The 25,122-nt window shown below is 60.1% G+C and carries 19 protein-coding genes and 1 tRNA gene; 13 read left to right on the top strand and 7 right to left on the bottom strand.

Going from position 1 to position 25,122, the window contains the following annotated elements:
- Nucleotides 1-60: 60 nt before the first annotated feature.
- Together HKK54_RS09050 and HKK54_RS09045 are read left to right on the top strand one after the other, a co-directional pair.
- On the top strand, nt 61-324 hold the full coding sequence (locus tag HKK54_RS09050) for a hypothetical protein (protein ID WP_010169014.1): 264 nt from the start codon (nt 61-63) through the stop codon (nt 322-324).
- A complete protein-coding gene (locus tag HKK54_RS09045; protein ID WP_122757694.1) occupies nt 311-529 on the top strand; it encodes a hypothetical protein in 219 nt (72 codons plus the stop codon). The genes HKK54_RS09050 and HKK54_RS09045 overlap by 14 nt, the downstream gene beginning before the upstream one ends.
- A 963-nt stretch (nt 530-1,492) precedes the next feature.
- On the opposite strand, the gene HKK54_RS09040 is transcribed toward HKK54_RS09045, so the two are convergent.
- The 4 genes from HKK54_RS09040 to HKK54_RS09020 all read right to left on the bottom strand — a co-directional run bounded on the left by HKK54_RS09040 (nt 1,493) and on the right by HKK54_RS09020 (nt 5,742).
- Nucleotides 1,493-2,170 carry a hypothetical protein gene (locus HKK54_RS09040; protein WP_169386614.1) on the bottom strand — a complete coding sequence of 226 codons (678 nt, stop codon included), beginning with the start codon at nt 2,168-2,170 and terminating at the stop codon, nt 1,493-1,495.
- On the bottom strand, nt 2,167-3,210 hold the full coding sequence (locus HKK54_RS09035) for a hypothetical protein (RefSeq protein WP_169386613.1): 1,044 nt from the start codon (nt 3,208-3,210) through the stop codon (nt 2,167-2,169). The genes HKK54_RS09040 and HKK54_RS09035 overlap by 4 nt, the downstream gene beginning before the upstream one ends.
- Before the next feature lie 963 nt (nt 3,211-4,173).
- Nucleotides 4,174-5,502, bottom strand: coding sequence for a tyrosine-type recombinase/integrase (locus tag HKK54_RS09025; RefSeq protein ID WP_169386611.1), 1,329 nt, complete (start codon nt 5,500-5,502; stop codon nt 4,174-4,176).
- A gap of 164 nt (nt 5,503-5,666) precedes the next feature.
- Nucleotides 5,667-5,742, bottom strand: a tRNA-Thr gene (locus HKK54_RS09020).
- Between the two features lie 279 nt (nt 5,743-6,021).
- Between HKK54_RS09020 and HKK54_RS09015 the strand changes: the two genes are divergently transcribed.
- Complete coding sequence (locus HKK54_RS09015) at nt 6,022-6,432, top strand: hypothetical protein (RefSeq protein WP_169386610.1); 411 nt, start codon at nt 6,022-6,024, stop codon at nt 6,430-6,432.
- 117 nt (nt 6,433-6,549) lie between these two features.
- On the opposite strand, the gene HKK54_RS09010 is transcribed toward HKK54_RS09015, so the two are convergent.
- Nucleotides 6,550-6,786, bottom strand: coding sequence for a DUF2790 domain-containing protein (locus HKK54_RS09010; protein ID WP_169386609.1), 237 nt, complete (start codon nt 6,784-6,786; stop codon nt 6,550-6,552).
- A 690-nt stretch (nt 6,787-7,476) separates the two neighbouring features.
- Here HKK54_RS09010 and bcsQ (HKK54_RS09005) point away from each other — a divergent pair.
- From bcsQ (HKK54_RS09005) to bcsQ (HKK54_RS08960), 10 genes are all read left to right on the top strand, one after another.
- Complete coding sequence (bcsQ, locus tag HKK54_RS09005; RefSeq protein WP_169389263.1) at nt 7,477-8,460, top strand: cellulose biosynthesis protein BcsQ; 984 nt, start codon at nt 7,477-7,479, stop codon at nt 8,458-8,460.
- Nucleotides 8,457-10,676 (top strand): UDP-forming cellulose synthase catalytic subunit, encoded by a 2,220-nt coding sequence (bcsA, locus tag HKK54_RS09000; RefSeq protein WP_169386608.1) that lies wholly within the window; start codon nt 8,457-8,459, stop codon nt 10,674-10,676. The genes bcsQ (HKK54_RS09005) and bcsA overlap by 4 nt, the downstream gene beginning before the upstream one ends.
- Nucleotides 10,673-12,931 carry a cellulose biosynthesis cyclic di-GMP-binding regulatory protein BcsB gene (gene bcsB / locus HKK54_RS08995; RefSeq protein WP_010169022.1) on the top strand — a complete coding sequence of 753 codons (2,259 nt, stop codon included), beginning with the start codon at nt 10,673-10,675 and terminating at the stop codon, nt 12,929-12,931. Before bcsA ends, bcsB begins: the two co-directional genes overlap by 4 nt.
- Nucleotides 12,928-14,124, top strand: a complete 1,197-nt coding sequence (gene bcsZ, locus HKK54_RS08990; protein ID WP_010169023.1) for a cellulose synthase complex periplasmic endoglucanase BcsZ — start codon at nt 12,928-12,930, stop codon at nt 14,122-14,124. The genes bcsB and bcsZ overlap by 4 nt, the downstream gene beginning before the upstream one ends.
- Nucleotides 14,106-17,942: a cellulose biosynthesis protein BcsC gene (locus tag HKK54_RS08985; protein WP_169386607.1), complete on the top strand. Its 3,837-nt coding sequence runs from the start codon at nt 14,106-14,108 to the stop codon at nt 17,940-17,942. The genes bcsZ and HKK54_RS08985 overlap by 19 nt, the downstream gene beginning before the upstream one ends.
- 16 nt (nt 17,943-17,958) lie before the next feature.
- A complete protein-coding gene (locus tag HKK54_RS08980; RefSeq protein ID WP_169386606.1) occupies nt 17,959-18,630 on the top strand; it encodes an SGNH/GDSL hydrolase family protein in 672 nt (223 codons plus the stop codon).
- Nucleotides 18,630-19,295, top strand: coding sequence for an alginate O-acetyltransferase AlgF (locus tag HKK54_RS08975; protein WP_010169027.1), 666 nt, complete (start codon nt 18,630-18,632; stop codon nt 19,293-19,295). Before HKK54_RS08980 ends, HKK54_RS08975 begins: the two co-directional genes overlap by 1 nt.
- Before the next feature lie 17 nt (nt 19,296-19,312).
- The gene (locus tag HKK54_RS08970; RefSeq protein WP_169386605.1) at nt 19,313-20,728 is read left to right on the top strand and encodes an MBOAT family O-acyltransferase; all 1,416 of its coding nucleotides are present in this window, start codon (nt 19,313-19,315) and stop codon (nt 20,726-20,728) included.
- 12 nt (nt 20,729-20,740) lie between these two features.
- A complete protein-coding gene (locus HKK54_RS08965) occupies nt 20,741-21,868 on the top strand; it encodes an alginate O-acetyltransferase AlgX-related protein (protein ID WP_169386604.1) in 1,128 nt (375 codons plus the stop codon).
- 172 nt (nt 21,869-22,040) lie between these two features.
- Complete coding sequence (bcsQ, locus tag HKK54_RS08960; protein ID WP_169386603.1) at nt 22,041-22,982, top strand: cellulose biosynthesis protein BcsQ; 942 nt, start codon at nt 22,041-22,043, stop codon at nt 22,980-22,982.
- A 242-nt stretch (nt 22,983-23,224) separates the two neighbouring features.
- Here the strand turns inward: bcsQ (HKK54_RS08960) and HKK54_RS08955 are convergent, their stop codons facing one another.
- Complete coding sequence (locus HKK54_RS08955; protein WP_169386602.1) at nt 23,225-24,439, bottom strand: methyltransferase; 1,215 nt, start codon at nt 24,437-24,439, stop codon at nt 23,225-23,227.
- Nucleotides 24,420-25,109, bottom strand: a complete 690-nt coding sequence (locus HKK54_RS08950) for an ABC transporter permease (RefSeq protein WP_029615812.1) — start codon at nt 25,107-25,109, stop codon at nt 24,420-24,422. Before HKK54_RS08950 ends, HKK54_RS08955 begins: the two co-directional genes overlap by 20 nt.
- Nucleotides 25,110-25,122: the final 13 nt, after the last annotated feature.

Below are 25,122 nucleotides of genomic sequence, written 5' to 3'. Positions count from 1 at the left end.
ACACCCATGCGTTGCTTATCCCCGTGACGCCCAGAATTAGAGGGTGGCGATGATCCGTTTATGGGCGCTTTGTTAAGTAAAGCGGGCGCGTCCGTGGGGTTCGCCTTTGGTAACGCGGTCAAGGGCCCCTTGGATAAACTGCTTAACCCGGTGTCGAAGCAGTATGAGTGGGTACCGACGGGGATGTGGACGATTACCAAGCCCGCCCCGCAAAGTCCCGTTCCCTCCATATTCGGTAATTTGGGCGATTCTGAATCGTCAGGGGCGTTCAACGGTGGCGCTGATTTCTACTTGAAGAAAAGAGACGGCAATGAGAAAAAATGAACCCTGGTGGGTCGCTGTTTATCTTCCTTGTGCCTGTGCGTTGGCCCTTGTGCTTATGTGTGCGTTCTTTCACATTGCCGGGTATTGGTTAAGTGGTGGAGATGACATTGTCGCGCTGTTAAAAGCATTTCTGCCGTTCTATCTGCAAATGGCAGGGGCAGGCTTTGTCATGGGTCTTGTTCTGTGGTTTTTTAATGTTCGTTGATTCCTTGATCCAGGGGGCTGAGGGTGCCCCGGCCCCCTGAACCGGCCTTATTGAGCTGGTTTGTCATGTCCCAGAGACTGTTGCTCCCTGACCCTTTAATAAGCATGAGCGATCGAGCTATGCCGACTACTTGCTGAAAGGTGAGCCGTATTCCCCGCAGATGCTCTGGGTTCTGAACTGAGCGGTAGTTGAAGTCACGGATGACTCCTCTATCAGGAGGTGAGCTTTCAGTACGGCGGACTGTTCATCCAGCTTATGCGAGAAATGCTTATCGAAAAGGTCGCCATGCGTTTGCATCAGGCGAGCTATTTCAGGGGGTTCGGTGGGAGTCGTTGACATAGAAGCCGCCCTCAAATTGGAGCTGAGCGCCCACGGAGGTCGCCTAGATAAGCGGCTTGTTACGTGTCTTGTTACGTTTCGCACAAAAAACAAAGGCCTGCATCGCTGCAAGCCTTTGTTTTTAAATGGTGCGGCACCAGACGAACGGTATGTTTCGGTGGGGCTAGGTTTTCCGGCCGTCTGGAGTTCGATGGACAATTCGGCGTACCCCAATTAGTAACTACAAATGGATCAGCTAGTTATGGCGTTCAATGGAATCGAACCCGATCCGAGATCGGTTTCAAAAACTCTGACTATCGAGGCTTCTGAAGCTATCGTCGGCTTTGCTGATTCACCAGTCCTGTTCAAGCCGCGCGATCTTCAACTCCCCGTCTGGTGCTAAGGCTTATGATGTGATTCATAGCTAAAGTTCAACGCTAGGGGCTCGACCCCGTCGCTGTTGAATATATTCGCAGAGGCCCTCGCCGCTACCGACTATAGATATTCTAGGCGAACAATGATTTTTGGTCTGTACTGGCATTAGCTGATGTCGGCGAGTCGCCGGCTGGAGATATGCTTATTTGCTTCATGTGACGGAAGCTAATGGTCCCAACAAAAAAGGCCCTACGTTGTAGGGCCTTTTAGTTACAGTGCGGCAAGCTGTCTGACCAAGTTAGGCATATAGCTTATCCGCGCGGGCTGATCTTTAAGTCCAAGCAATGGATAAATTTCACCACCGATTCCCGGCAATACTTCTCCAGTCTTAGATTTTTCTTGATCCACAGCTAGCACTAAAAATTCAAATTTGTCAGCGATCTCGGACGGGAATTCATCACGTAGCGCAGCTTCTGATTTTGAATGCATTACTGGAGATACAATAAAAATCTTAACCGGGTCAATATGTTCGATCAGCTCAAGAATGTTTGTTCTGACTACGCAGCTTCCAGAGATAACTGATTTGGCAATTACCAATACGTTGGCTGCCTCATAACCGGGCTCAAGAAATTTATGCACCACGGGAGCAACACTGCCACCTGGGACCGAGTAATGGTTGTTCCAGAAAACGGCTGCTTTGATCGAGTGGCTTTCCTTCAAACGGTCATATATGCCTTTCGTCAGAAAGTCAGCATCCTCAGCTGTGGACGCGAGTAAGCACTCATGATCGTTTGGAATTCTGCTATTGAGCAGTGTTCCTAAGATTCGACCCAAGGCTTCCATCGTAGCCGAGTAAACCGATGGGTTATCCGTCGAGGACAGAAGGCGTTGCAACGCGGCCTTCGCATCTCCTTCAGCTAGGGCACTGTACCTTTCAACAATGCTCATTTACGGATTTCCCCCATAGACGGTTGGTCGTCAAGTCCTTCTGCTGCAACTGACATCAAAAAGAGGATGATATCACCCGGTGATTTCAGCTTTGCTAAATCATCCTGTGACGGAGCCACAACATCATGAGCGACTCGTGCCTGCATCCCATTGTAGCTGACGATAAAGGCGCCGCATTCTACAGACGCTGCCTGCATTTGAAAAGCAGCCAGTAGGTCCGATAGCCATCCAGGAATCTCATCTGGCGTCAGTGCCCCCATCATTGCTGGATCCTTTTCAACCAAAAAATTGGCGAATAGATCAGGACGGGAGTTGGCTTTTGCCCGACCCATCACATCTGCGACGACTCTTCCATTTTCGTTGTCTGCGCACCACTCTCCTAGCACCAATCTAAAGGCCGCGTCAACGTTTGACAAGCTTTGAGTGCCGCACAGGCCGTTTAGGGCTTCCCGCAAGGGTTGGTGCCCCATCAAGAGCTTCAACGATGATGTATGGTAGGGGAAATGTTCTGAGGCGCAGTAAGCCTTCATTTCTGTAGGAATCTTGGCATCGTTGGCTGCGGCTTTTTCTTCGCTGCTTACTAGAAGAACCTGAGTAGATACGTGGCTGAGGTGCAATTCCTGATCGATTCTGTACTGCATCTCGAACCGATTGCGCATTTCCTCGTCCCAGCTCGCGGGAGCACCGTCAGAATTTTTTGCCTGGTAGTTTGTCTTGGAACCCACAGAGAGCTGTCTTACGCATAGATCATCAACGAACGCTACCTCCTGGCAGGCAACATGGAAGTCCGTCAGTTGGTCGGCGGGCATGGACGATGCGAGAAAACAAATCTTGCTTGCGGCGTAGAAATTTTCGAAATCGGATCCTTTCTTGTTGCTGTTGCCGCCTGTGCCGATTCGTACAAGTTTTGTTGCGTGATCAGTGCCGAATCGTTCCTTTACAAAATCAACCACATCCATGCCGCTTCCCCCAGAGATCGATGCATTGCACTTGTTGGTTCTGGCGGCATTATCAATAGATCTACCGCATTCGTCGAGCATGCCTGCATCAGTATTTTCGAAAGTTTGAAACGATCTTTGTTTCGTGTGAGAGGGGGCAATAAGGCACCGCTCTCAACCGAACTGTTAAAGCTTTCCCCACGTCATCCCGCCAAGAATGTTGAGTGTTATCAGGGATCAAGGCCCCTGCGACCTGTGAGGGTTGTCCACTAACGCGGGACTGGCGGCTCTTTACGACCGGGAGCTTGGGCATTTCATGATCTGGCCTCCTGAACACTTCCGGAGAAGTGGGCGGGCGGAGGCTGCACTGGCTGACGAGACCAACGCCGCGAGATCCTGAGTCGGGTGAAGGCAGTGATGCGATGACTGGGGCATGCCTGACTGTCAGTCAGGTGCAGCCCATTCCGTGGGCTGCGGCACCATCATCTGCATCGCTGTTGCTGGTGACTTCGGTGTTTGTCACGCCGATTGTCACGAGGGGGAATGCCGCAAAGCCTTGTACGAGTTGGGCTGCAGCAGCGGTTGGAGCGTCCGTCTCTTTCCAGAAGAAAGAGACGGACGCAGGTTGACGCAGTGAAATGGCCAAGCGGATAGGTTGCTGCAGGGCAGCTGGGTAGGGGGGATGTATTTGCCGCAATGGCAATGATCTGAAGTAGGCATCCATCACTCGGTGAGTGACTGTGCGAGCCGCCGGACGCTAATCGCACTTTGGGAGAACCACCACGGTGTGGCGTAGCCTTAAAGGTTCTGGCTACCTGGGTTGCTGTCAACGACAGCGCTTTGCCCGATCTTTTCTACGCCTGTGGATAATTTGGGTCAAGGCTCGAATTATCGGGAGTCCCGCGGCTGTGGATGGAATTATCCACCGGTGGAAATCAGTAGTTTTCCACAGACAGTTTGCGTGGGCTTTAGATTTTTTAAATGAGGTCCATCCAAGCAGGGCGGCTTTGCAGCCCCGCTTGGATGGACCCGCGAGGAAGGGCGGACAACGGTGATATCACAGGCTTACCCACGTTTGGATGCGCCACGGCTATTTTGTAGGGCCGTGATGTTGTCGCCGACTGGGTGAGCGAATTCGTGGGGTGTCACATGCCCATGGCGGTTGGCGTCGATGTAGTTACTCCACCACGCCATGATCAGCCTGCGCTGCTCCAGAAATTCAGCTTTGTGGATATATGCGGCGCGCACGCGGTTGCGTTCCTTGTGGCTCATTTGTCTTTCGATGGCTGCGTCGGTCCATAACCCAGACTCCAGCAGGGCGCTACAGGCCATGGTCCTGAAGCCGTGGCCGCACACGTCCTTGCTGGTGTCATAGCCGACGTTGCGGAGCATGGTGTTCACCGTGTTCTCGGACATGGGCTTCCAGTACTTGTGGTCGCCCGGTAGCACTAACTCTGAAAAACGACTGAGGCCGCGCAGGCGCTCCAGTATTTCGATGACCTGCGGTGAGAGCGGAACCATTTGTATGTCGCCGTTCATCTTGGTCCCGCGTGTGGAGTTGCGTACCCCTTCAATCGACGCGCGGGTATCGGGGATTTCCCACATGGCGCGTTGGAGGTCGAACTCACTCCATCGCGCGAAGCGCAGTTCGCTGGAGCGGACGAACACATGCAGCGTGAGCAGGACGGCAAGGCGCGTCAGCTCGCGACCGTTGTAGTTGTCGATGCGTTGTAGCAGTTCGGGTAGGCGGTTGAGGGATAGGGCGGGGCGATGGACTGTGCGCGGCGCGTGAATCGAGCCTGCCAGATCCAGTGCCGGATTCATGGTGATCTGCCGAGCCCTTTTGGCCCCGCGCATGATCGTGGATAAGTAGTTCTGTACCCTTAACGCCACATCCATGGTGCCGCGTTCCTTGATGCGCTGGGTGATCTCTAGTAGGTCGTGGGTATCGAGTTCAGCGATGGGTCGTTGGCCGATTAGCGGGAGGACGTGGGTGCGGAGTCGGCTCATTACGGTTTTCGCGTGTCCTTCGGTCCAGCGGCGGGACATATCAGCGTGCCATTCTAGGGCGACGGTTTCGAAAAGCAGTGCCGCCCGCTGGGCTACGATCTTGGCCTTCTTCTTTTCTTCCATTGGGTCGAGATTGTCGAGCAGCAACGCCTTGGCTTCGTCTCGCTTACGTCGTGCGACGGAAAGGGTAACTATGGGGTAATTGCCGATGATGAGCGTACCTTCCTTGCCGTTGGGCTTGGTGTACTTCAAGCGCCAGGTCTTCACGCCATTGGGTTTGACGAAAAGGTACATGCCGCCACCGTCGAACAGTTTGTAGGCGCGCTCGCGGGTTTTGGCCGTGCGGCATTGCAGGTCGCTGAGGGGGATCGCTAGACGTGGCATAGGGGTACGCGCTCCTGACCGGGAAATCGCAATACCCCTAACATACCCTCGGGGAAGGGGGATTTTGTTGGATCCCGACGGAGGGTTCTGGAACGAAAAAACCCACCAAAGGGCGGGTTTTCGGGGCTTCCAGAGCATTCTGTGGAATGCAATGGAGCCTAATGTGGTGCCGGCACCAGGAGTCGAACCCGGGACCTACTGATTACAAGTCAGTTGCTCTACCAACTGAGCTATACCGGCGTGTTAGGGCGACGATTATAGCGATTGGCAAGCTTCTGTAAACCCCTGAATTCTGACTATTTTTGCAACCGCCCGGGTTTTCTCTCCGCTACCTCGTTTCCACCATCCAAACCCTGCACATCCCATGCGCTGGATCACTGGAAAAGGCTATCGAGTAGTAGCAGTATGCCATCCATTCCCACCCCCTACGTGTACAAAACCCAACGAACCATCGGCATCTATCACGATCAATCCTGAGCGCGTTCGCGCGACGAATGTACTTATAGAAGGAAGCACCACGTGAAACGGAATATCTCCCTGGCTCTCATCGCCCTGGCCGCTACCCTCGGTGGCTGCGCCGCCCACAAGCCCACCAACGACCCGGCCCTCGTCGGCCAATGGAAAGGCCTGCGTGCAGAAAGCGGCAAGTGCCAGTTCCTGTCCTGGAACAACAACCTCAAGCCCGACGGCCGCTTCACCATCACGTTTTTCCGCGATGCGCAGCAAACCCAGCCGATTCAAACCGAGAACGGCACCTGGTCTGCGGCCAACGGCAAGAATGAGTTGCGAACGGATGGCGTGCGTACGCCGGATATCTACACCTACAAGATGGTCGACACCGACACGGTGCATTACGTGAGTGTGGCGGCGGACCCGACTGGCGATTGCCAGGAAGATTATGAGTTCACCGAGCACCGTATTCGTGGTTAACGCGATTTAGCTTCAGATGAGATTTTGTGGCGAGGGAGCTTGCTCCCGCTGGGCTGCGCAGCAGGCCCAAAACGGCGGGAGCAAGCTCCCTCACCACAGGTTTTGCTGTTCACCGTGTCAGCTGCCTTCATTGCACGAATCCGCAAATTTCATGTACTCAAACACGCGCTTCTGGCCATGGGAATCCAGGTAGGTCATCCGCGCATTCACCACGCCGCACGCCGCACCACCATCGTCCACGGTCGACAGCACTTGCTGAATATCCAGCTTGGGGCTGGCCTGGGCATGGGCGGAAAAGGCGGCAATGTTGAGCAAGGCAAACAGGCTGCTGGCGATGAAGGTGTTGCGGTTCATGGTGGTGTCCTCTGGGGTTCAATAGGTAGGTTGTTTCGTTGGAGCCTATTGAGCGCCCGGGAGGTATCCGGCCTGTGTCGTGCACCCCGGCGTTTTGCCTCGGCATGTATTGAGGGGGGAATTGCATACAACTTGATACATAAACCCAGCGATTAGAGGGATTAGTCGGTCGGGGCTTTTACTTAGATGTTTTCGGCATAACGGCCATCGCTTTTCCCTTGAATACGGCGAGTCTTTCCGTATTCTGTTTCGAAATATTAAGCGTCAGATTAATAGCGGAATCGTTTAACTCCTTTGACGGAGCGCTGACGGTCAATTACTTAGTTGTAATTTTATTCTTCAGCCAAACCATTTTTCCTGACCAGGTAGCCAAAAATAAGCAGGTAAAGCACTGCAAGCACCTGATCTAAATGGCAATGACGAAAAATCCAAAAATAAGTCAAAAAAACGACACAATGCCACTCGTCGGAAAGAATTAATCCAAAAGCATCAAAATACTGACACCATCAATCTGATATCACAGAATGCCGCCTGCCAACACATAACTAGAAATACCAAGGTCAGCCTTAAGCGCTGACCTTTTTATCGCCTTTAAAGCGTATTAATCGGGGAGGGCCGTGGGTGAGTCGTGCAGATGATATTTCCAAACTATTCAATAAGCTGGGCGCTAATCCAAATGGCTACCGGGAGTTGCAGGCCGTCCACGATTATCTTGAGGACGACGTGGTAGTAGAGCGTTTCGACGCCTTGCCCATCGCCGTCAAGGCAGCGTCCCCGGTTGTGCTGGATGAGCCACCGTCGGCGCCGTTGCTGCGCTTGCTTGAAGAGCTGACCCAGGGCGAAGCCGATCACCTGCAGCCGCCCGAAGTGGTGGAAGGGCCGACCGGTGAGGTGTACTCGGAGCAGTCCTCGCCCAAGGTGATTGTGGTGGTCTCGCTCAAAGGTGGTGTCGGTCGCAGCACGCTGACCGCCGCTATCGCCAGCGGCTTGCAGCGTCAGGGTCGCCCGGCCCTGGCGCTTGACCTGGACCCGCAAAACGCCCTGCGTCATCACTTGTGCCTGGGCCTGAATTTGCCTGGCATCGGCGCGGCGAGCTTGAACAATGAGTCCTGGGAAGGCCTGGCTGAGCGCGGCTTTGCCGGTTGCCGGCTGGTGGCGTTCGGCGAGACCAACAACGATCAGCAGCAGAACCTCAATCGCTGGCTGGGCGAGGAAGCCCAGTGGCTGCCCAAGCACCTGGCCGGCCTGCGCCTGAACGGCCAGGACACGCTGGTCATCGACGTGCCGGCCGGCAACACGGTGTACCTGCATCAGGCCATGGCTTTGGCCGATCTGGTGTTGGTGGCGGTGCAGGCGGATGTCTCTTCGTTCAGTACCCTGGCCCAGATGGACAGCGTGCTGGCGCCGTACCTTGAGCGCGAAAAATCGCCACAGCGTTACTACGTGATCAACCAACTCGACGGCGCCCACCGCTTCAGCCTGGACATGGCCGAAGTGTTCAAGGCTCGCCTGGGCGATGCACTGCTCGGCACGGTCCACCGTGACCCGGCGTTCAGCGAAGCCCAGGCCTACGGCCGCGATCCCCTGGACCCTACCGTCAACAGTCTCGGCTGCCAGGACATTCATGCCCTGTGCCGCACGCTGCTCGAACGCATCGATTCGGACCTTCCATGACCGACACTACGTCCTCTACGCCCCACATCCCGGGGCGCACTGAACAGCGCCTGGACGCCGCGATTTCGCGTTTCAATCGCTGGCCCGATGCGCTGCGCAAAGTGCTGGTGGTGATCAGTTGCGTGGTCGGCACCTTGCTGTTGGTGAGCATCGTCAGCGCCCCGCTGGACCTCTACAGCCAATGCCTGTTTGCCGCCGTGTGCTTCCTCGCGGTGCTGGTGCTGCGCAAGATTCCCGGGCGCATGGCGATCCTCGCGCTGGTGGTGTTGTCGCTGGTGGCGTCGCTGCGCTACATGTACTGGCGGCTGACTTCCACCCTCGGGTTTGAAACCGGGCTCGACATGCTCTTCGGCTACGGCCTGGTGCTCGCCGAGCTGTACGCGCTGGTGGTGCTGATCTTCGGCTACGTGCAAACCGCCTGGCCGCTGCGCCGCGAGCCGGTGTGGCTGGAGACCGAACCGTCGGAGTGGCCCACCGTCGACGTGTTCATCCCGACCTATAACGAGGCGTTGAGCATCGTCAAACTGACCATCTTCGCCGCCCAGGCGATGGACTGGCCCAAGGACAAGCTGCGCGTCCACGTACTCGACGATGGCCGTCGCGACGACTTCCGCGAGTTCTGCCGCAAGATCGGCGTGAACTACATCCGTCGCGACAACAACTTCCACGCCAAGGCCGGCAACCTCAATGAAGCGTTGAAGGTCACCGACGGCGAATACATCGCGCTGTTCGACGCGGACCATGTGCCGACCCGTTCGTTTTTGCAGGTCAGCCTCGGCTGGTTCCTCAAGGACCCCAAGCTGGCGATGCTGCAAACGCCGCACTTCTTCTTTTCGCCCGACCCGTTTGAAAAGAACCTCGACACCTTCCGCGCCGTGCCCAACGAGGGCGAGCTGTTCTACGGCCTGGTGCAGGACGGCAACGACCTGTGGAACGCGACGTTCTTCTGCGGCTCATGTGCGGTGATCCGCCGTAAGCCGTTGCTGGAAATCGGCGGCGTAGCCGTCGAGACCGTGACCGAAGACGCCCACACCGCGCTCAAGCTCAACCGCCTGGGCTACAACACCGCTTACCTGGCAATCCCGCAAGCAGCGGGCCTGGCCACTGAAAGCCTGTCGCGCCACATCAACCAGCGCATTCGCTGGGCGCGGGGCATGGCGCAGATTTTCCGCACCGACAACCCGCTGCTGGGCAAGGGCCTGAAGTGGGGCCAGCGCATCTGCTACGCCAACGCCATGCTGCACTTCTTCTATGGCTTGCCGCGGCTGGTGTTCCTGACCGCGCCGTTGGCCTACCTGATTTTCGGCGCGCAGATTTTCCACGCCTCGGCGCTGATGATCGTCGCCTACGTGTTGCCCCACCTCGTGCATTCGAGCCTGACCAACTCGCGGATCCAGGGGCGCTTCCGCCACTCGTTCTGGAACGAGGTCTACGAGACCGTGCTGGCCTGGTACATCCTGCCGCCGGTATTGGTCGCGCTGGTCAACCCGAAGGCCGGTGGCTTCAACGTCACCGACAAGGGCGGGATCATCGACAAGCAGTTCTTCGACTGGAAACTCGCCCGGCCGTACCTCGTACTGCTGGCGGTGAACCTGGTCGGGCTGTGCTTCGGGCTCTATCAATTGATCTGGGGCGATGAGTCCACCGCGGTCACCGTGGCGATCAACCTGACCTGGACCCTCTACAACCTGATCATCACCAGTGCGGCAGTGGCGGTGGCTTCGGAGGCGCGGCAAGTGCGTTCCGAGCCGCGAGTCAGCGCGAGATTGCCGGTCAGCGTGATCTGCGCCGACGGCCGTGTGCTCAAGGGCACCACCCAGGATTTCTCGCAGAACGGCTTCGGCCTGATCCTCGCCGACGGGCACCAGATTGCCCAGGGCGAACCGGTGCAGTTGGTGCTGTCGCGCAATGGCCAGGACAGCCTGTTCCAGGCGCGGGTGGTGTTCAGCAAGGGCGCGCAAATTGGCGCGCAATTCGATGCACTGTCCCTGCGCCAGCAAAGCGAACTGGTCCGCCTGACGTTTTCCCGCGCCGACACCTGGGCCGCCAGTTGGGGCGCCGGCCAGCCCGATACACCGTTGTCTGCCCTGCGTGAAGTCGGTGCCATCGGCATCGGCGGCCTGTTTACCCTGGGCCGCGCCACGCTGCATGAATTGCGTCTGGCCTTGCGCCGCACTCCCTCACAACCGCTTGATACGCTGATGGACAAGCCATGACTTCCACACTATTTGCCCGCCCGCAGTCGCGCGGTGTGCTCGCGCTGATGATCGCTTCGCTGCTGGGCCTGGGCTCGCAGGCACAGGCAGCTGCACCCGCCGTTGCGGTGCAGAGCACTGATGACGGCTACAGCCTGACCCTCAAGCAATTGGGCCGTCGCGACACCATGAACCTGCAAGGCGTGGAAGCGTCCGACAGCGTCAACTTCGACATCCGTGCCGATGAAGTGGTGAAGGGCGCGCAACTGCTGCTCAAGTACAGCTACTCGCCGGCACTGCTGGCGGACCTGTCGCAGATCAACGTGCTGGTCAACGACGAAGTCGCCGCCAGCCTGCCGCTGCCTAAAGAAGGCGCGGGCGTCCAGCAGGAAAAGCTGGTGCAGATTCCGGCGCACCTGATCACCGAATTCAACCGCTTGAGCCTGCAGTTCATCGGCCACTACACCATGTCCTGTGAAGACCCGCTGCACAGCAGCCTGTGGGCCAAGATCAGCAACAGCAGTGAGCTGAAAGTGCAGGTGCAGCCGATCGTTTTGAAAGACGACCTGTCGGTGCTGCCGCTGCCGTTCTTCGACAAACGTGATGCCCGCCAGGTCAGCCTGCCGTTCGTGTTTGCCACCGCGCCGGACAACGCCGCGCTGGAAGCCGCCGGTGCACTGTCGTCGTGGGTTGGCGGCATGGCCAGCTACCGTGGTGCGACGTTCCCGACCACCCTCGGGGAGATCCCGGCCAAGGGCAACGCCATTGTGCTGGTGCAAAGCACCCAGGCCGTCGACGTGCACGGTGTGGCGGTTCCCGAACCTAAAGGGCCGACCCTGACCCTGATCGCCAACCCGAACGACCCGAATGGCAAGCTGCTGATCGTCTCCGGCCGTGACGGCGCTGAACTCAAGCGCGCCGCCACCGCCGTGGTGCTGGGCAACCCGGTGTTGACCGGCAACAGCGTGGTCATCACCAAGCTCGACACCCTGGCCCCCCGCACGCCGTACGACGCGCCGAACTGGTTGCCCAGTAATCGCCCGGTACGCCTTGGCGAGCTGGTGGAGCTGAAAAAGCTCAACGTCTCCGGCTACAACCCGGGCCCGATCAGCGTCGACCTGCGCCTGCCGCCCGACCTGTTCAACTGGCGTGAAGAGGGCGTGCCGCTCAACGTCAAATACCGCTACACGCCACAGCAGGTGTCCACCAACTCGTCCTTGCTGATTGGCTTGAATGACCAGTTCATGAAGTCTGTCGCGTTGCCGTCGGTGACCCACCTGGGCGGCGGGCAAAGCCTGCTGGACCAGCTGAAGAAAGACGAAACCCTGCCCCGTGAAGTGACGACCCTGTTGCCGATCAGCTCGGCTTCGCCCAAGTCCAAGCTGCAACTGCGCTTCATGTACGACTACATCAAGGAAGGCGAATGCCGGGACATCATCGTCGACAATATGCGCGGCGCGATTGACCCGGACTCGAGCCTGGACCTGAGCAGCTACCAGCACTTTATTGCCATGCCGAACCTCGGCGTGTTCAACGATTCGGGCTTCCCGTTCACCCGCCTGGCTGACCTTTCGGAGTCGGCGGTGGTGATGCCGGACAACGTCGGCACCGATGAGCTGAGCGCTTACCTGACCGTGATGGGCCGCTTCGGCGAGTCCACCGGCTACCCGGCCACCGCTGTCAAAGTGGTGCAGGCCAAGGACGTACAAAGCGTTGCCGACAAAGACCTGCTGGTGCTCGCCACCGGCGGCAACCAGCCGCTGTTGCAGCAATGGCAGCAGTACCTGCCGGCCACCAGTGACGGCCCGCAGCATCACTTCCTGCTGTCTGACCTGCCCCGTTATGTGCGCAGCTGGATCAGCCCGGACGCCGCCGCCAACCAGCATCCGGCCAACGCCGGCATCACCTTCAGCGGCTTGAGCAACAGCACCTGGTTCGCCGGTTTCCAATCGCCGCTCAAGGCCGGGCGCAGTGTGGTGCTGATCGCCAGCAACCAGCCTCAGGGCCTGCTTGAAGCGACCTCGGCGCTGATTGGCGGTGACGACTACAAAGACTCGATCCAGGGCAGCCTGGCGGTGGTGCAGGGCACGCAGATCAGCTCACTGGTCGCTGACCAGCAGTACTACGTCGGCAACCTGAACTACTTCAAATTCATGCAGTGGCAGCTGTCCCAGAACCTGGGCTGGATGTTGGCGATTACCTTCCTCGGCTTGTTGGTACTGACCTGCCTGATCTACCTGGCACTGCGTGCCCGTGCTAAACGGCGGTTGGCATGAGCCCGTTGCGTAGCGCGATTTTGACGGTGATCGGTGCGGCAATGTTTGCCGGTGCCGCCCAGGCGCAGACCTGTGACTGGCCGCTGTGGCAGAACTACGCCAAGCGTTTTATCCAGGACGACGGCCGGGTGTTGAACTCGTCCATGAAGCCGACGGAAAGCAGTTCGGAAGGGCAGTCGTACGCGATGTTCTTTGCCTTGGTCGGCAACGACCGGGCGACCTTCGACAAGCTCTGGACCTGGACCAAGGCCAACATGGCGGGCGCCGACATTGGCCAGAACCTGCCGGCCTGGTTGTGGGGCAAGCGCGACGACGGCAAGTGGGGCGCGATCGACACCAACTCCGCCAGCGATGCGGACTTGTGGATGGCTTACGCCTTGCTCGAAGCGGCGCGTGTGTGGAATGCACCGCAGTACCGCAGCGACGCCCAGCTGGTGCTGGCCAACGTTGAGCGCAACCTGATCGTGCGCGTGCCGGGCCTGGGCAAGATGCTGTTGCCGGGGCCGGTGGGTTATGCGCACCCCGGTGGCCTGTGGCGCTTCAACCCGAGCTATCAAGTGCTGCCGCAACTGCGCCGCTTTGCAAAAGAACGCCCGAACGCCGGCTGGAACGAAGTGGCCGAGAGCAACGCGAAGATGCTCGCCGACCTGCCGAGCAACCCCCACGGCCTGGCGGCCAACTGGGTCGGCTATCGCGCCACCAGCGCGAACACCGGGCTGTTTATCGTCGATCCGTTTTCCGATGACCTGGGCAGCTACGACGCAATCCGCACGTACCTCTGGGCCGGCATGACCGCCAAGAGCGACCCGCTGGCCGCGCCGATGCTCAAGGCGTTGGGCGGGATCTCCCGGGCGACCGCTTCGTCGGTCACCGGTTTGCCGCCGGAGAAAGTCCATGTGCTGACCGGTGAAGTCGAGAAAAACAACGGCTACACGCCGACGGGTTTCTCGGCCTCCACCATCGCCTTCTTCCAGGCCCGGGGCGAAACCGCCTTGGCGCAACTGCAAAAACAGAAAGTCGACGACGCCCTCGCCAAGGCCCTTGCCCCATCGGCGGCGGACAGTGCGCAGCCGATTTACTACGACTACATGCTCAGCCTGTTCGGCCAGGGCTTCGCTGATCAAAAGTACCGTTTCGAACAAGACGGCACGGTGAAATTATCCTGGGAGTCAGCATGCGCCGTCACACGCTAGCCGTTGCGATTCTGGCCGCCCTGGCTTCTACCGCCAGCTTTGCCGAAACCACTGACCCGCAAAGCCTGCTGATCGAGCAGGGCTATTACTGGCAGTCGAAAAAGAACCCGGAACGCGCCCTCGAAACCTGGCAGAAGCTGCTGCGCCTGAGCCCCGAGCAACCGGATGCGCTGTACGGCATCGGCCTGATTTCGGTGCAGCAACAGCGCCCGGCTGAAGCGCAAAAGTACCTGGCCCGCCTGCAGGCGCTGAGCCCGGTTCCGCGCCAGGCCCTGCTGCTGGAGCAGGACATCACCCTGAATATTCCGGCCAACGCCAAGTTGCTGGAGCAGGCGCGCGAACTGGGCGAGCCTGACGAGGAGCGCGAACAAGCCGTTGCGCTGTATCGCCAGATCTTCCAGGGGCGCCAGCCTCAGGGCCTGGTCGCCCGCGAGTATTACAACACCCTGGGTTTCACCCCCAAGGGCACGAATGAAGCCATCGCCGGCTTGCAGCGCTTGTCCCGCGAGCGGCCGAATGACCCGATTGTGGCGCTGTTTCTGGCCAAGCATCTGGCGCGTAACCCGGCCACCCGTGCCGAGGGCATTCGCGCGTTGGCCAAGCTGGCGCCGAATAACGACGTGGGCGGCAACGCCGATGAAACCTGGCGCTTTGCGCTGATCTGGCTCGGCCCGCCGAAGAGCGACCAAGTGCCGTTGTTCCAGCAGTTCCTTGCGGCGCACCCGGACGACACCGAGATCCGCGCTCTGATGAACAAGGGCATCGCCCAAGGCAAGAGCGGTGCCGGTTGGCAGCGTGATCCGCAGATGACCAAGGCGTTCAAGGCGCTCGATGACGGCGACCTGAAAACCGCCGAACCGCTGCTGGCTGCGCGCCTCAGCGAAAAATCCAACGACGTCGATGCCCTTGGCGGCATGGGCGTGCTGCGTCAACAGCAGCAGCGCTTCACCGAGGCCGAAAGCTACCTGGTGCAGGCCACCCGTTTACCGGGTGGCGCGGCGTGGCAGTCGGCGCTCAATGATGTGCGTTACTGGAACCTGCTCAACCAGGCCCGTGACGCTCAGCGTGGCGGTCGTACCAGCCAGGCCCGTGACCTGGTGGCCCAGGCCGAACGCCTGAACCCTGGTCAGCCCGGCGCTGCTGTGGCGCTGGCGGGTTTCCAGGCTCAGGACAATCAGTTCGACGCCGCCGAAGCCGGCTACCGCAAAGTGCTGGCGCGTCATCCTGGCGACCCGGATGCGCTGAGCGGTTTGATCAACGTGCTGTCCCAATCGGGGCAGCCGGAAGAAGCCTTGAAGCTGATCGATTCGGTCTCGCCCGCCGAGCGCGCCAAGTTTGCGCCGAGCGTAAAAATCACCGCGTTGCGCGCCACCCAGGTCGGCAAACTGGCCGAGCAACGGGGCGATTTGAAAGCCGCGCAAGCCGCCTACAAACAAGCCCTCGATGCCGACCCGGAAAACCCGTGGACGCGCTTCGCCCTGGCACGCATCTACCTGCGCGACGGCCAGATTCGCAACGCCCGTGCCTTGATCGACGGCTTGCTGGCCAAGCAACCGAACCAGCCGGACGCGCTGTACACCAGCACGTTGTTGTCGGCCGAGTTGGGCGAATGGAAGAAAGCCGAAGAGACCCTGGCGCGCATCCCGGCCGGGCAACGCACTGCGGACATGAACGAGCTGGGCATCGATATCGCCCTGCACAAGCAGACCGACATTGCCATCGAAACCGCCCGCCGTGGTCAACGCCCTGAAGCCCTCGCGCTGCTGGGCCGCAGTGAAGCCATGACCCGCCAGAAGCCCGAGCGCCTGGCGATTCTGGCTGCCGCTTATGTGGAAGTCGGCGCGACACAGCAGGGCCTGGACATCATGCAGAAGGTTCTGGATAACAATCCGAACCCGACCATCGACCAGAAGCTGCTGTACGCCAACGTGCTGCTCAAGGCCAACCACTACACCGAGGCCGGCGACATCCTGCGTGAAGTGCAGGGCCAGCCGTTGAGTGAAACCGGCCGCCAGCGTTACGACGATTTGATCTACTTATACCGGGTCAAACAGGCCGATGCCTTGCGCGAGAAAAACGACCTGGTCGCGGCCTACGACATGCTGTCGCCAGCCCTTGCCCAGCGTCCCAACGACGCGATGGCGGTCGGTGCATTGGCGCGGATGTACGCAGCCAGTGGCAACAGCAAAAAGGCCATGGAGCTTTATGCGCCGCTGATCCAGCAGAACCCGAACAACGCCCGCCTGCAATTGGGCCTGGCGGACGTCGCGCTGCAAGGCCGTGATCGTGGCCTGGCGGAAAGCGCCAGTGAAAAGGCGCTGTCCCTGGAGCCGGGTAACCCCGAGATCCTCACCTCTGCGGCGCGCATCTATCAAGGCCTGGGCAAAAACAACGAAGCCGCTGCGTTGCTGCGCAAGGCGCTGGCGATTGAGAACAGTCAGAAGAGCCAGACGCAACTGGCCCAGGCCGGTTCCCAGGGCGTGCCTTACAACCCCTTCGTCGGCTTGCCGGGCCAGCGTCGCCAGGTCACTGACCTGACCGTCGCCGGTCCGGTACCGCCGCCGATTGATGCACCGACGAATGTCGTGCCGGAAAACGCCTTGGCCGCCTCCGGGCGTCCGGCGTCGAACAACTGGAATGAGCCGTTCGAGCCACCGTCGAAAATTGCCTCCCTCGACACCGCCAACCTGAGCCCGGCGCGTCGTGCGCTGGATACGATCCTGCGGGATCGCACGGGTTATGTGGTGCAGGGTTTGAGCGTTCGCAGCAACAACGGTGAGAGCGGGTTGAGCAAAATCACTGACGTTGAGGCGCCGTTCGAGGTGCGGATGCCGGTGGGTGATCTCAATGTTGCGTTGCGTGTGACGCCGGTGCATTTGAGCGCGGGTAGCGTAGGCGACGATGCCTTGTCACGTTTTGGCAAGGGCACCCAGAAACCGGCCGGCTCGCAGAGTGATACCGGTGTAGGGCTCGCTGTGGCGGTGGAAGATCCCGACAAGGGGCTTAAGGCTGACATCGGCGTTAGCCCGCTGGGCTTTACCTACAGCACCGTGGTCGGCGGTGTCAGCGTGGCGCGACCGTTTGAAGCCAATTCGAACTTCCGCTATGGCGTCAACGTATCTCGGCGTCCGGTCACCGATAGCGTGACGTCCTTTGCCGGCTCCAAAGACGGCGATGGGAATAAGTGGGGCGGCGTCACTGCCAATGGTGGCCGTGGTGAATTGAGCTATGACAACCAGAAGCTGGGCGTGTACGGCTACGGTTCGTTGCACGAATTGCTGGGTAATCACGTCGATGACAATACCCGTCTGGAACTGGGCAGCGGTATCTACTGGTACCTGCGCAACAACCCGTCCGACACCCTGACGTTAGGTATTAGCGGCTCGGCCATGGGCTTCAGGGAGAACCAGGGTTTCTACACCTATCGCCAAGGCGGTTACTTCAGTCCGCAACGCTTCTTCTCTTTGGGTGTGCCGGTGCGTTGGGCCCAGAGCTTTGACCGTTTCAGCTACCAGATAAAAAGCTCGGTGGGCGTGCAGCATATCGAGCAAGATGGCGTCGCTTATTTCCCGGGACACAAAGAGCTGGGTAATCAAACATACGACCCAAGCAGCAAAACCGGCATCGGCTACAGCTTCAACGCCGCCGCCGAATACCGCCTCAGCTCGCGCTTTTACCTGGGTGGCGAAGTCGGTCTCGACAACGCCCAGGACTATCGCCAGTACGTCGGCAACGCCTACCTGCGCTACCTGTTTGAAGACCTGAGCGGGCCTATGCCCTTGCCGGTCAGTCCGTACCGTTCCCCTTATTCGAATTGATTGATAGGAGTCATCCATGCCTGTTTCCGCTTCTGCTATTGCCGGCCTGACCCTGCTGGTATTGGGCGAAAGTCACATGAGCTTTCCTGATTCGCTGCTCAACCCGCTGCAGGACAACCTGACCGCCCAGGGCGCCAAGGTTCACTCCATCGGCGCATGCGGCGCCGGCGCGGCCGACTGGATCGTGCCGAAGAAAGTCGAGTGCGGCGCCGAGCGCCTGCCCGGCGGCAAGGCCGAGATTTTCGGCAAGAACGGCATGAGCACCACGCCGATCAAAGACCTGATCGCCAAGGACAAGCCGGACCTGGTGGTGATCATCATCGCCGACACCATGGCCTCGTACCCGGAGCCGCAGTTCCCGAAAGTCTGGGCCTGGAAAAGCGTGACCTCCCTGACCAAAGCGATCACCGAAACCGGCACCAAGTGTGTGTGGATCGGGCCGGCGTGGGGCAAGGTCGGTTCGCAGTACAAGAAGGATGACGCGCGCACCAAGGTGATGTCGCAGTTCCTCGCCACCAACGTGGCGCCGTGCACCTACGTCGACTCGCTGACCTTCTCCAAACCGGGCCAGTGGATCACCACCGACGGCCAGCACTTCACCATCGACGGCTACCAGAAGTGGGCCAAGGCGATCGGCGAGTCCCTGGCGAAGTTGCCACCGGCCGCTGTGACCAAGGGAGCGCAATAATGAAACGGACCACCCTGGGCCTGGTGACCTTGCTCGCCAGCGTCAGCGCCTACAGCGCCGATATCCCGTTGTACCCCACCGGCCCGGAGAAGGATTCGGCATTCCTGCGCCTGGCCAACGGCACCGACGGCGAGCTGAAATTGCTGCCCCAGGGTTCCAAGGCGAGCCTGGTATTGGGCGGCGACAAACTCGTTTCCGACTACCTGCCGGTGTCGGGCGGCAAGACCCCGATCAAGGGCGTGTTGAGCCAGGGCGGCAAGGATTCCGAGCTGGCCGTGACCGTCGCACCGGGCGAATTCGCCACCGTGGTCGCCGTACCGGATGCCAAGGGCGGCACGCGCCAGTTGGTGATCCACGAACAACCGGACGACTTCAACGCCTTGAAGGCCTCGCTGGCCTTTATCAACGCTGACGCTGCCTGCGCTGACGCAAGCCTGGAAGCCGTGGCGCAAAAAGCCGAGCTGTTCAAGAAGGTCGCCGAAGGTTCGATTTCGCGCCGCATGATCAACCCGGTGGAACTGTCGGTGCAGCTCAAGTGCGCCAATGCACCGGTCGGCCAACCGCTGACCTTCACCCTCAAGGCCGGCGAGCGCTACAGCGTGCTGGCCTTGCCATCGGCTGCCGGTTCGAGGTTGCTGTTTACCTCCGACACGCTCGCTAACTGATCGGGCCCGACACCACCATGGTCTTTGCCTCACTGGAATTCCTCACGCTGTTCCTGCCGGCCTTCCTGTTGATTTATGCGCTGGCCCGTCCGGGCTGGCGCAACGTCATCCTGTTGATCGGCAGCTGGCTGTTCTACGGCTGGCTGAGCCCGCTGTTCCTGTTCCTGCACATGGTGTTGACCGTGGTGGCGTGGGTCGGCGGCTTGCTGGTGGACCGTTCCCGTGAAGACGGCAAGGGCCGGGTGCGGTTGTTGATCGCGTTGATCGTGTTCAACACCGCCGTGCTGTGTTGGTACAAGTACGCCAACATCGTCGCGGGCACCGTGAGTGAGGTGATCACCTGGTACGGCGCCATGCCGCTGGAGTGGCAGCGCGTGGCGTTGCCGGCGGGGTTGTCGTTTATCGTGTTGCAGGCGATCTCGTACCTGGTGGACGTGCATCGGCATACCGTGCCGGTGGAGCGCAGCTTCATCAATTACGCCACCTATATCTCGATGTTCGGCCACTCGATTGCCGGTCCGATCATTCGTTATGACTGGGTGCGGCGCGAGCTGAACCAGCGCTATTTCAACTGGCCGAATTTCAGCCTCGGCGCCCGGCGCTTCATGATCGGCATGGGCATGAAAGTGCTGGTGGCCGACACCTTGTCGCCGCTGGTGGACATTGCCTTTCACCTGGAAAACCCGAGCCTGGTGGATGCCTGGATCGGTTGCCTCGCGTACTCGCTGCAACTGTTTTTCGACTTCGCCGGCTACAGCGCCATGGCCATCGGCCTGGGCTTGATGCTGGGCTTTCACTTCCCGGAAAACTTCAACCGGCCGTACCTGGCCAGCAGCATCCAGGACTTCTGGCGGCGTTGGCATTTGTCATTGTCCAGCTGGCTGCGGGACTACCTGTACATCGCCCTGGGCGGTAACCGCGACGGCGTGTGGCGCACCTATCGCAACCTGTTCCTGACCATGGCGATTGCCGGGTTGTGGCACGGCGGTGACAGCTGGAACTACCTGTTGTGGGGTTCGGCCCACGGTATCGCGTTGTGCATCGACCGGGCGTGGTCGCGTTCGAGCCTGCCGAGCATTCCGCCGGTGCTGTCGCACATCTTGACGCTGCTGTTTGTGTGCCTGGCCTGGACGTTATTCCGCGCACCGGACTTCCATTCGGCGCTGACCATGTACGCCGGGCAATTCGGCATGCACGGCATTGCACTGGGTGATGCGTTGGCCGTGGCCATGCGCCCGGCCCATGGCATGGCCGCGTTGCTCGGTCTGGTGTGCATCATCGCGCCGATCTGGCAGACCCGCTGCGAGCAGCGTTTTGGTACGCAGCCCTGGTTTGTGGTGGCCGCGTCCCTGTGGCCGGTGGCCGGGTTTGTGTTGTCGTTCGCGCTGATTGCCAGCCGCGATGCCGTACCGTTTCTGTACTTTCAGTTCTAAGGAAGCCTGACGATGCCCGCCCCTACCGCGCCGACCCCACCGAGTGAATTGGCCATTCGCACCAGCCCCCTGGCGGGCTGGGTGCTGGTGCCTTTCCTGGCGGCGGGGCTGTTGTCTTGCGTCTGGCTGATGGTCAAGGGCCCGGTGAGTTTCCTGCCGCCCAAGGTCGACAGCGACATGCTGTTGCATGGCGACGTGACTCACCGGTTTGCCAAGGAACTGTCCAAGGCGCCGATGGCCATCGAGGCGGCGAACCTGGAGCGCGGCGCCAGCTGGCTGGTGTTCAGTGACACCGGGCCGCGAGTCCGCCAGGGTTGCCCGGGCTGGCTGTTTATCAGCGATGAACTGAAGCTCAACCGCCACGCCGAAGACAATGCGCGCACCAAGGCAGACGCGGTGATCGACCTGAAAAAACAGCTCGGCCTACGCGGCATTGATCTGCAAGTGGTGGTGGTGCCGGACAAAACCCGTATCGCGGCCGCACAACGCTGCGGCGTGTATCGCCCGGCCGTACTGGAGGGCCGGGTCCAGCAATGGACCACGCTGTTGCAAGCGGCGGGCGTTGAAGCACTGGATCTGACCGACACCCTGAAACCGCTGGGCCCGGATGCGTTCCTGCGCACCGACACCCACTGGAGTGAAATCGGCTCGAACGCCGGTGCCCGTGCTGTGGCTCAGCGCATCCAGCAGCGCGGTATCCAGGCCACGCCGGAGCAAGCCTTCGACATCACCCAGGCGCCGCTCGCACCGCGTCCGGGTGACCTGGTACGGCTGGCCGGTCTCGACTGGTTGCCGCCGAAGTTGCAGCCAGTGGGCGAGCAGGTTGCGGCCAGTACGGCCCATGAGAAGGGGCCTGCAGCGTCCAGCAACCCTGACGATTTGTTCAGCGACGCCGGGTTGCCGAACGTGGCGCTGATCGGCACCTCGTTCTCGCGCAATTCAAACTTCGTGGGTTTCCTGCAAAAAGCCTTGAATGCACCGGTGGGTAATTTCAGCAAGGACGGTGGCGAATTCTCTGGCGCCGCCAAGGCGTATATCGACAGCCCGGCGTTCAAGCAGACGCCGCCCAAGCTGCTGATCTGGGAGATCCCCGAGCGTGATTTGCAGACGCCTTACGATCCGATAAAGATTAGTCAGTAAATTGACCATTTACCGCTCGTCTTAAAGATTTCTTCAGAAACACCAAAATAATGACACTCTCGATCCTTTGTCACAGAATGCGTACACAAAGGCGCCCACAAAAAGACCTGCGGTAAGCATCAGTACAGCTGACCTTTCACGTCTTTACGATGCGTCGTGAGGAGTGTTGGCGATGAGCCGAACCGATGATCTTTTTGAGTTGTTTGATAAGACAACTGCCAGTGATGTCCAGGGAATGGATTCGATGCTGCAATTCTTCGAAGACATCCCCGTCGATGACAGCGCCAGCCTCAACATGGGCAGCGGCGCGTCGTTCTCCCGACATTCCCCTTGTGCCAACGAGCAGCCACGCGACGCCGCGACCATCCGTGCGAACGTGGTGGCGCTGGTGTCCGTCAATGGCGGGGTCGGCCGCAGCACCCTGGCCACCGCGCTGAGCAGCGGTTTGCAGCGCGCGGGCCGGCCGGTGGTGGCGCTGGACCTGGACCCGCAAAATGCCCTCTATCACCACTTCGGCTTGAGCCACACCTTGCCCGGCATCGGGCGCACCAGCCTGCAGAACGAGCGCTGGAGCCACATCCTTCATTCAGGCTTCGCCGGTTGCCAGGTGATCACTTTTGGTGAAACCGATATCCGCCAGCAGGAAGACCTCCAGCGCTGGCTGAAACAGGAACCGGATTGGCTGGCGCAGCACCTGTCGGCCCTGAATTTGAGTGAGCAGGACACGGTGATCATCGACACGCCGGCGGGCAATAACGTCTACCTGCACCAGGCGCTGAACGTGGCCGATGTGGTGCTGGTCATCGCCCAGGCGGATGCCGCCTCCCTGGGCACCCTGGAGCAGATGGAGCAGTTGCTGGTGCCGCACCTTGATCGCCAGCCGGCGCTGCGTTGCCACTTCGTGATCAACCAGCTCGACGAGACTTCCGGCTTCAGCCTGGACATGGTCGAGGTGTTCAGGAAGCGCCTGGGTGACAACCTGCTGGAGGTGGTGCACCGGGACCCGGCGATCAGCGAGGCCCTGGCTTTTGGCAGCGACCCGCTGGATAACGAAGCGACGAGCATGGCCTGTGACGATATCAACGAGCTTTGCCGCCTGTTGATTGCCCGTTGAAAAGCCCGGGTTATGCCGCTAACGCCAGATGCTTATGCACAATCGGTTGGTTCGACATGTCATGAAACCGCAATTTTGCGGAGCGGTTCTCATCAGGCTGCAACTGCCTGTTTTGCGTGCGTTTTATTTTATGAACAAAAAATGACCAGTCAGCATTTTACCCTGTAAAGCTTGCTGCTACGGCCTCCGCAAGAATTCCATCAACAGAGTTATCCACAGGGCACGCTGCGACAAAATGCCCCCTAATTGCGCTCGGCCAGCAGCATCAGGTTGCGCGGGGTCAGCGGTGTTTCGCAGAAGCTGCCGACGTGCACCGTGTAGCCGTTTTCCGTGAGAAACAACGCGCGATCCAGCACCAGCCACATTTCCAGCGGGCGCCGAAACAGACCACGCAGCAATTCCAGGTTTCTCACCTCGGCCAGGCGCCGCCAGCCTTGGGCCTCCAGCGCCAGCCAATCCTGTTCACCGGTGGATAACCCCTTGAGCGCCGCCAGTTCGCGGCAGTAGTCGGCGAAGGGCTTGGCCAGCCAACTCACGGGCAGCGATGGCGTGGGCAGGTACTCGTCACTGCCGCGCAGTTGCCGTTGCAGACCATCGAAGCCCAGGCGCCTGGCCATCGAGGTGTCGCGCTGCTGGCGCACTCGCGCCCCAGCGGTAACGGTTTCGCTCAGCGGCAGGCCGAGGTCTTCCACCGATAAACGCAGTGATGAAGCCTGGGCGGTCATCGACAGTGGCAGGTAATGCTCGGCGCGGATGCGGTTATAGCAGCACGGTGCCACGGCCAGTTGCCGGCAGCCGGCGGCGCTGGCCAGCTGGAGCAGACGCACATGCAGGTCGCCGCAGGCATGCAGGGCGACGGGGGTTTGCTCGGGGCTGATCTGCATGTCGGCCATCACGTCTTGCAGGCGATGGGCGACGGGTAATTGATGGTGTTCGCTGAGCGACTGTCCGGAGGCAATCAGGGCCGGGTCGTGTTCCAGACACGTCAGTTGCTGCCCGGGTTGCAGCAGGCGGCGGCCGAGGTGGCCCTTGCCGGCGCACCAGTCGAGCCAGTGTCGGGGTGTCCTGGAAAATTGCAGGGCCGCGCCGAAGGCTTCGATCTGCTGCCATTTGCGGCCGGGCACATCAACATTCAGGCGGTGACGGGCGGCTGGAAGCGCACTGGACGGTAAGTTATCCACAGCACTGAGATTCAGCGACTGCATGGCCAGCTCGGGAAAGGGCGCGGGTGCCGGCAGGGTGTGAGGTTGGTTATGGCTGCTTTCCGCGTCTGCCAGCGAGCGCTGTCGCAGCCAGTGGGCCAGCTCGGGGTGCCGGGTTTCCCACGGCAATTGCAGATGGGTAAAGGGCCGTGGTCGCCACAGCCCTTGATGCTCGATGAGGAACGCGTCCAGCGCCTGGAAGCGGGCGAGCAATTGCTCACCCGTCAACGAGGCGTCAGCGGCCCTGGCAGGCATCGACCCGCAACCAGCGTTCCAGCAGCTTGAAGAAGCGCACCAGCACGTAGGACATCAGCAGGTAGAACAAGCCGGCGGCGAAGAAGATCTCCACCGGCAGGTAAGTACGGGCAATGATCGTGCGGGCCATGCCGGTCAGTTCCAGCAACGTCACGGTACTGGCCAGGGCGCTGGCCTTGAGCATCAGGATCACTTCGTTGCTGTAGGCCGGCAGGCCGATGCGCGCGGCACGCGGCAGGATGATGTAGAACAGCGCCTTGGGCTTGGACATGCCCAGCGCCCGCGCCGCTTCGATTTCACCCGGCGGGATGGCCTGGATCGCGCCACGCAAAATCTCGGCGATGTAGGCGGCGGTGTGCAGGGTCATGGTGGCGGTAGCGCACCAGAACGGGTCCCGCAGGTACGGCCACATGGCGCTTTCACGCACGGCGTCGAACTGCGCCAGGCCGTAATACACCAGGAACAACTGCACCAGCAGCGGCGTGCCCCGGAAGAAGAAAATGTAGCAATAGGGCAGGGTGCGCACGTACCACAGGCGCGAAGAACGTGCGATGCCCAGCGGGATTGCCAGCAGCAGGCCGGCGATTACCGCGATGGCCACCAGTTCCAGGGTCAGGGTCGCGCCCTGGGCCAGTCTTGGCAGCCACTTGATGATCACGGCCCAGTTCAGGCCGAGGTCGAAA

This window comes from Pseudomonas sp. ADAK13, assembly GCF_012935715.1.
Taxonomy (GTDB): Bacteria; Pseudomonadota; Gammaproteobacteria; order Pseudomonadales; family Pseudomonadaceae; genus Aquipseudomonas.
This window is presented reverse-complemented; position numbering and strand designations above follow the sequence as displayed.

Excerpts from the sequence above, each read along its gene's own strand:
- HKK54_RS09050 (WP_010169014.1), top strand. The coding sequence starts at position 61 with ATGGGCGCTTTGTTAAGTAAAGCGGGCGCGTCCGTGGGGTTCGCCTTT.
- HKK54_RS09045 (WP_122757694.1), top strand. The coding sequence starts at position 311 with ATGAGAAAAAATGAACCCTGGTGGGTCGCTGTTTATCTTCCTTGTGCC.
- HKK54_RS09040 (WP_169386614.1), bottom strand. The coding sequence starts at position 2,170 with ATGAGCATTGTTGAAAGGTACAGTGCCCTAGCTGAAGGAGATGCGAAG.
- HKK54_RS09035 (WP_169386613.1), bottom strand. The coding sequence starts at position 3,210 with ATGCTCGACGAATGCGGTAGATCTATTGATAATGCCGCCAGAACCAAC.
- HKK54_RS09025 (WP_169386611.1), bottom strand. The coding sequence starts at position 5,502 with ATGCCACGTCTAGCGATCCCCCTCAGCGACCTGCAATGCCGCACGGCC.
- HKK54_RS09010 (WP_169386609.1), bottom strand. The coding sequence starts at position 6,786 with ATGAACCGCAACACCTTCATCGCCAGCAGCCTGTTTGCCTTGCTCAAC.
- bcsA (WP_169386608.1), top strand. The coding sequence starts at position 8,457 with ATGACCGACACTACGTCCTCTACGCCCCACATCCCGGGGCGCACTGAA.
- bcsB (WP_010169022.1), top strand. The coding sequence starts at position 10,673 with ATGACTTCCACACTATTTGCCCGCCCGCAGTCGCGCGGTGTGCTCGCG.
- bcsZ (WP_010169023.1), top strand. The coding sequence starts at position 12,928 with ATGAGCCCGTTGCGTAGCGCGATTTTGACGGTGATCGGTGCGGCAATG.
- HKK54_RS08985 (WP_169386607.1), top strand. The coding sequence starts at position 14,106 with ATGCGCCGTCACACGCTAGCCGTTGCGATTCTGGCCGCCCTGGCTTCT.
- HKK54_RS08980 (WP_169386606.1), top strand. The coding sequence starts at position 17,959 with ATGCCTGTTTCCGCTTCTGCTATTGCCGGCCTGACCCTGCTGGTATTG.
- HKK54_RS08975 (WP_010169027.1), top strand. The coding sequence starts at position 18,630 with ATGAAACGGACCACCCTGGGCCTGGTGACCTTGCTCGCCAGCGTCAGC.
- HKK54_RS08970 (WP_169386605.1), top strand. The coding sequence starts at position 19,313 with ATGGTCTTTGCCTCACTGGAATTCCTCACGCTGTTCCTGCCGGCCTTC.
- HKK54_RS08965 (WP_169386604.1), top strand. The coding sequence starts at position 20,741 with ATGCCCGCCCCTACCGCGCCGACCCCACCGAGTGAATTGGCCATTCGC.
- bcsQ (WP_169386603.1), top strand. The coding sequence starts at position 22,041 with ATGAGCCGAACCGATGATCTTTTTGAGTTGTTTGATAAGACAACTGCC.
- HKK54_RS08955 (WP_169386602.1), bottom strand. The coding sequence starts at position 24,439 with ATGCCTGCCAGGGCCGCTGACGCCTCGTTGACGGGTGAGCAATTGCTC.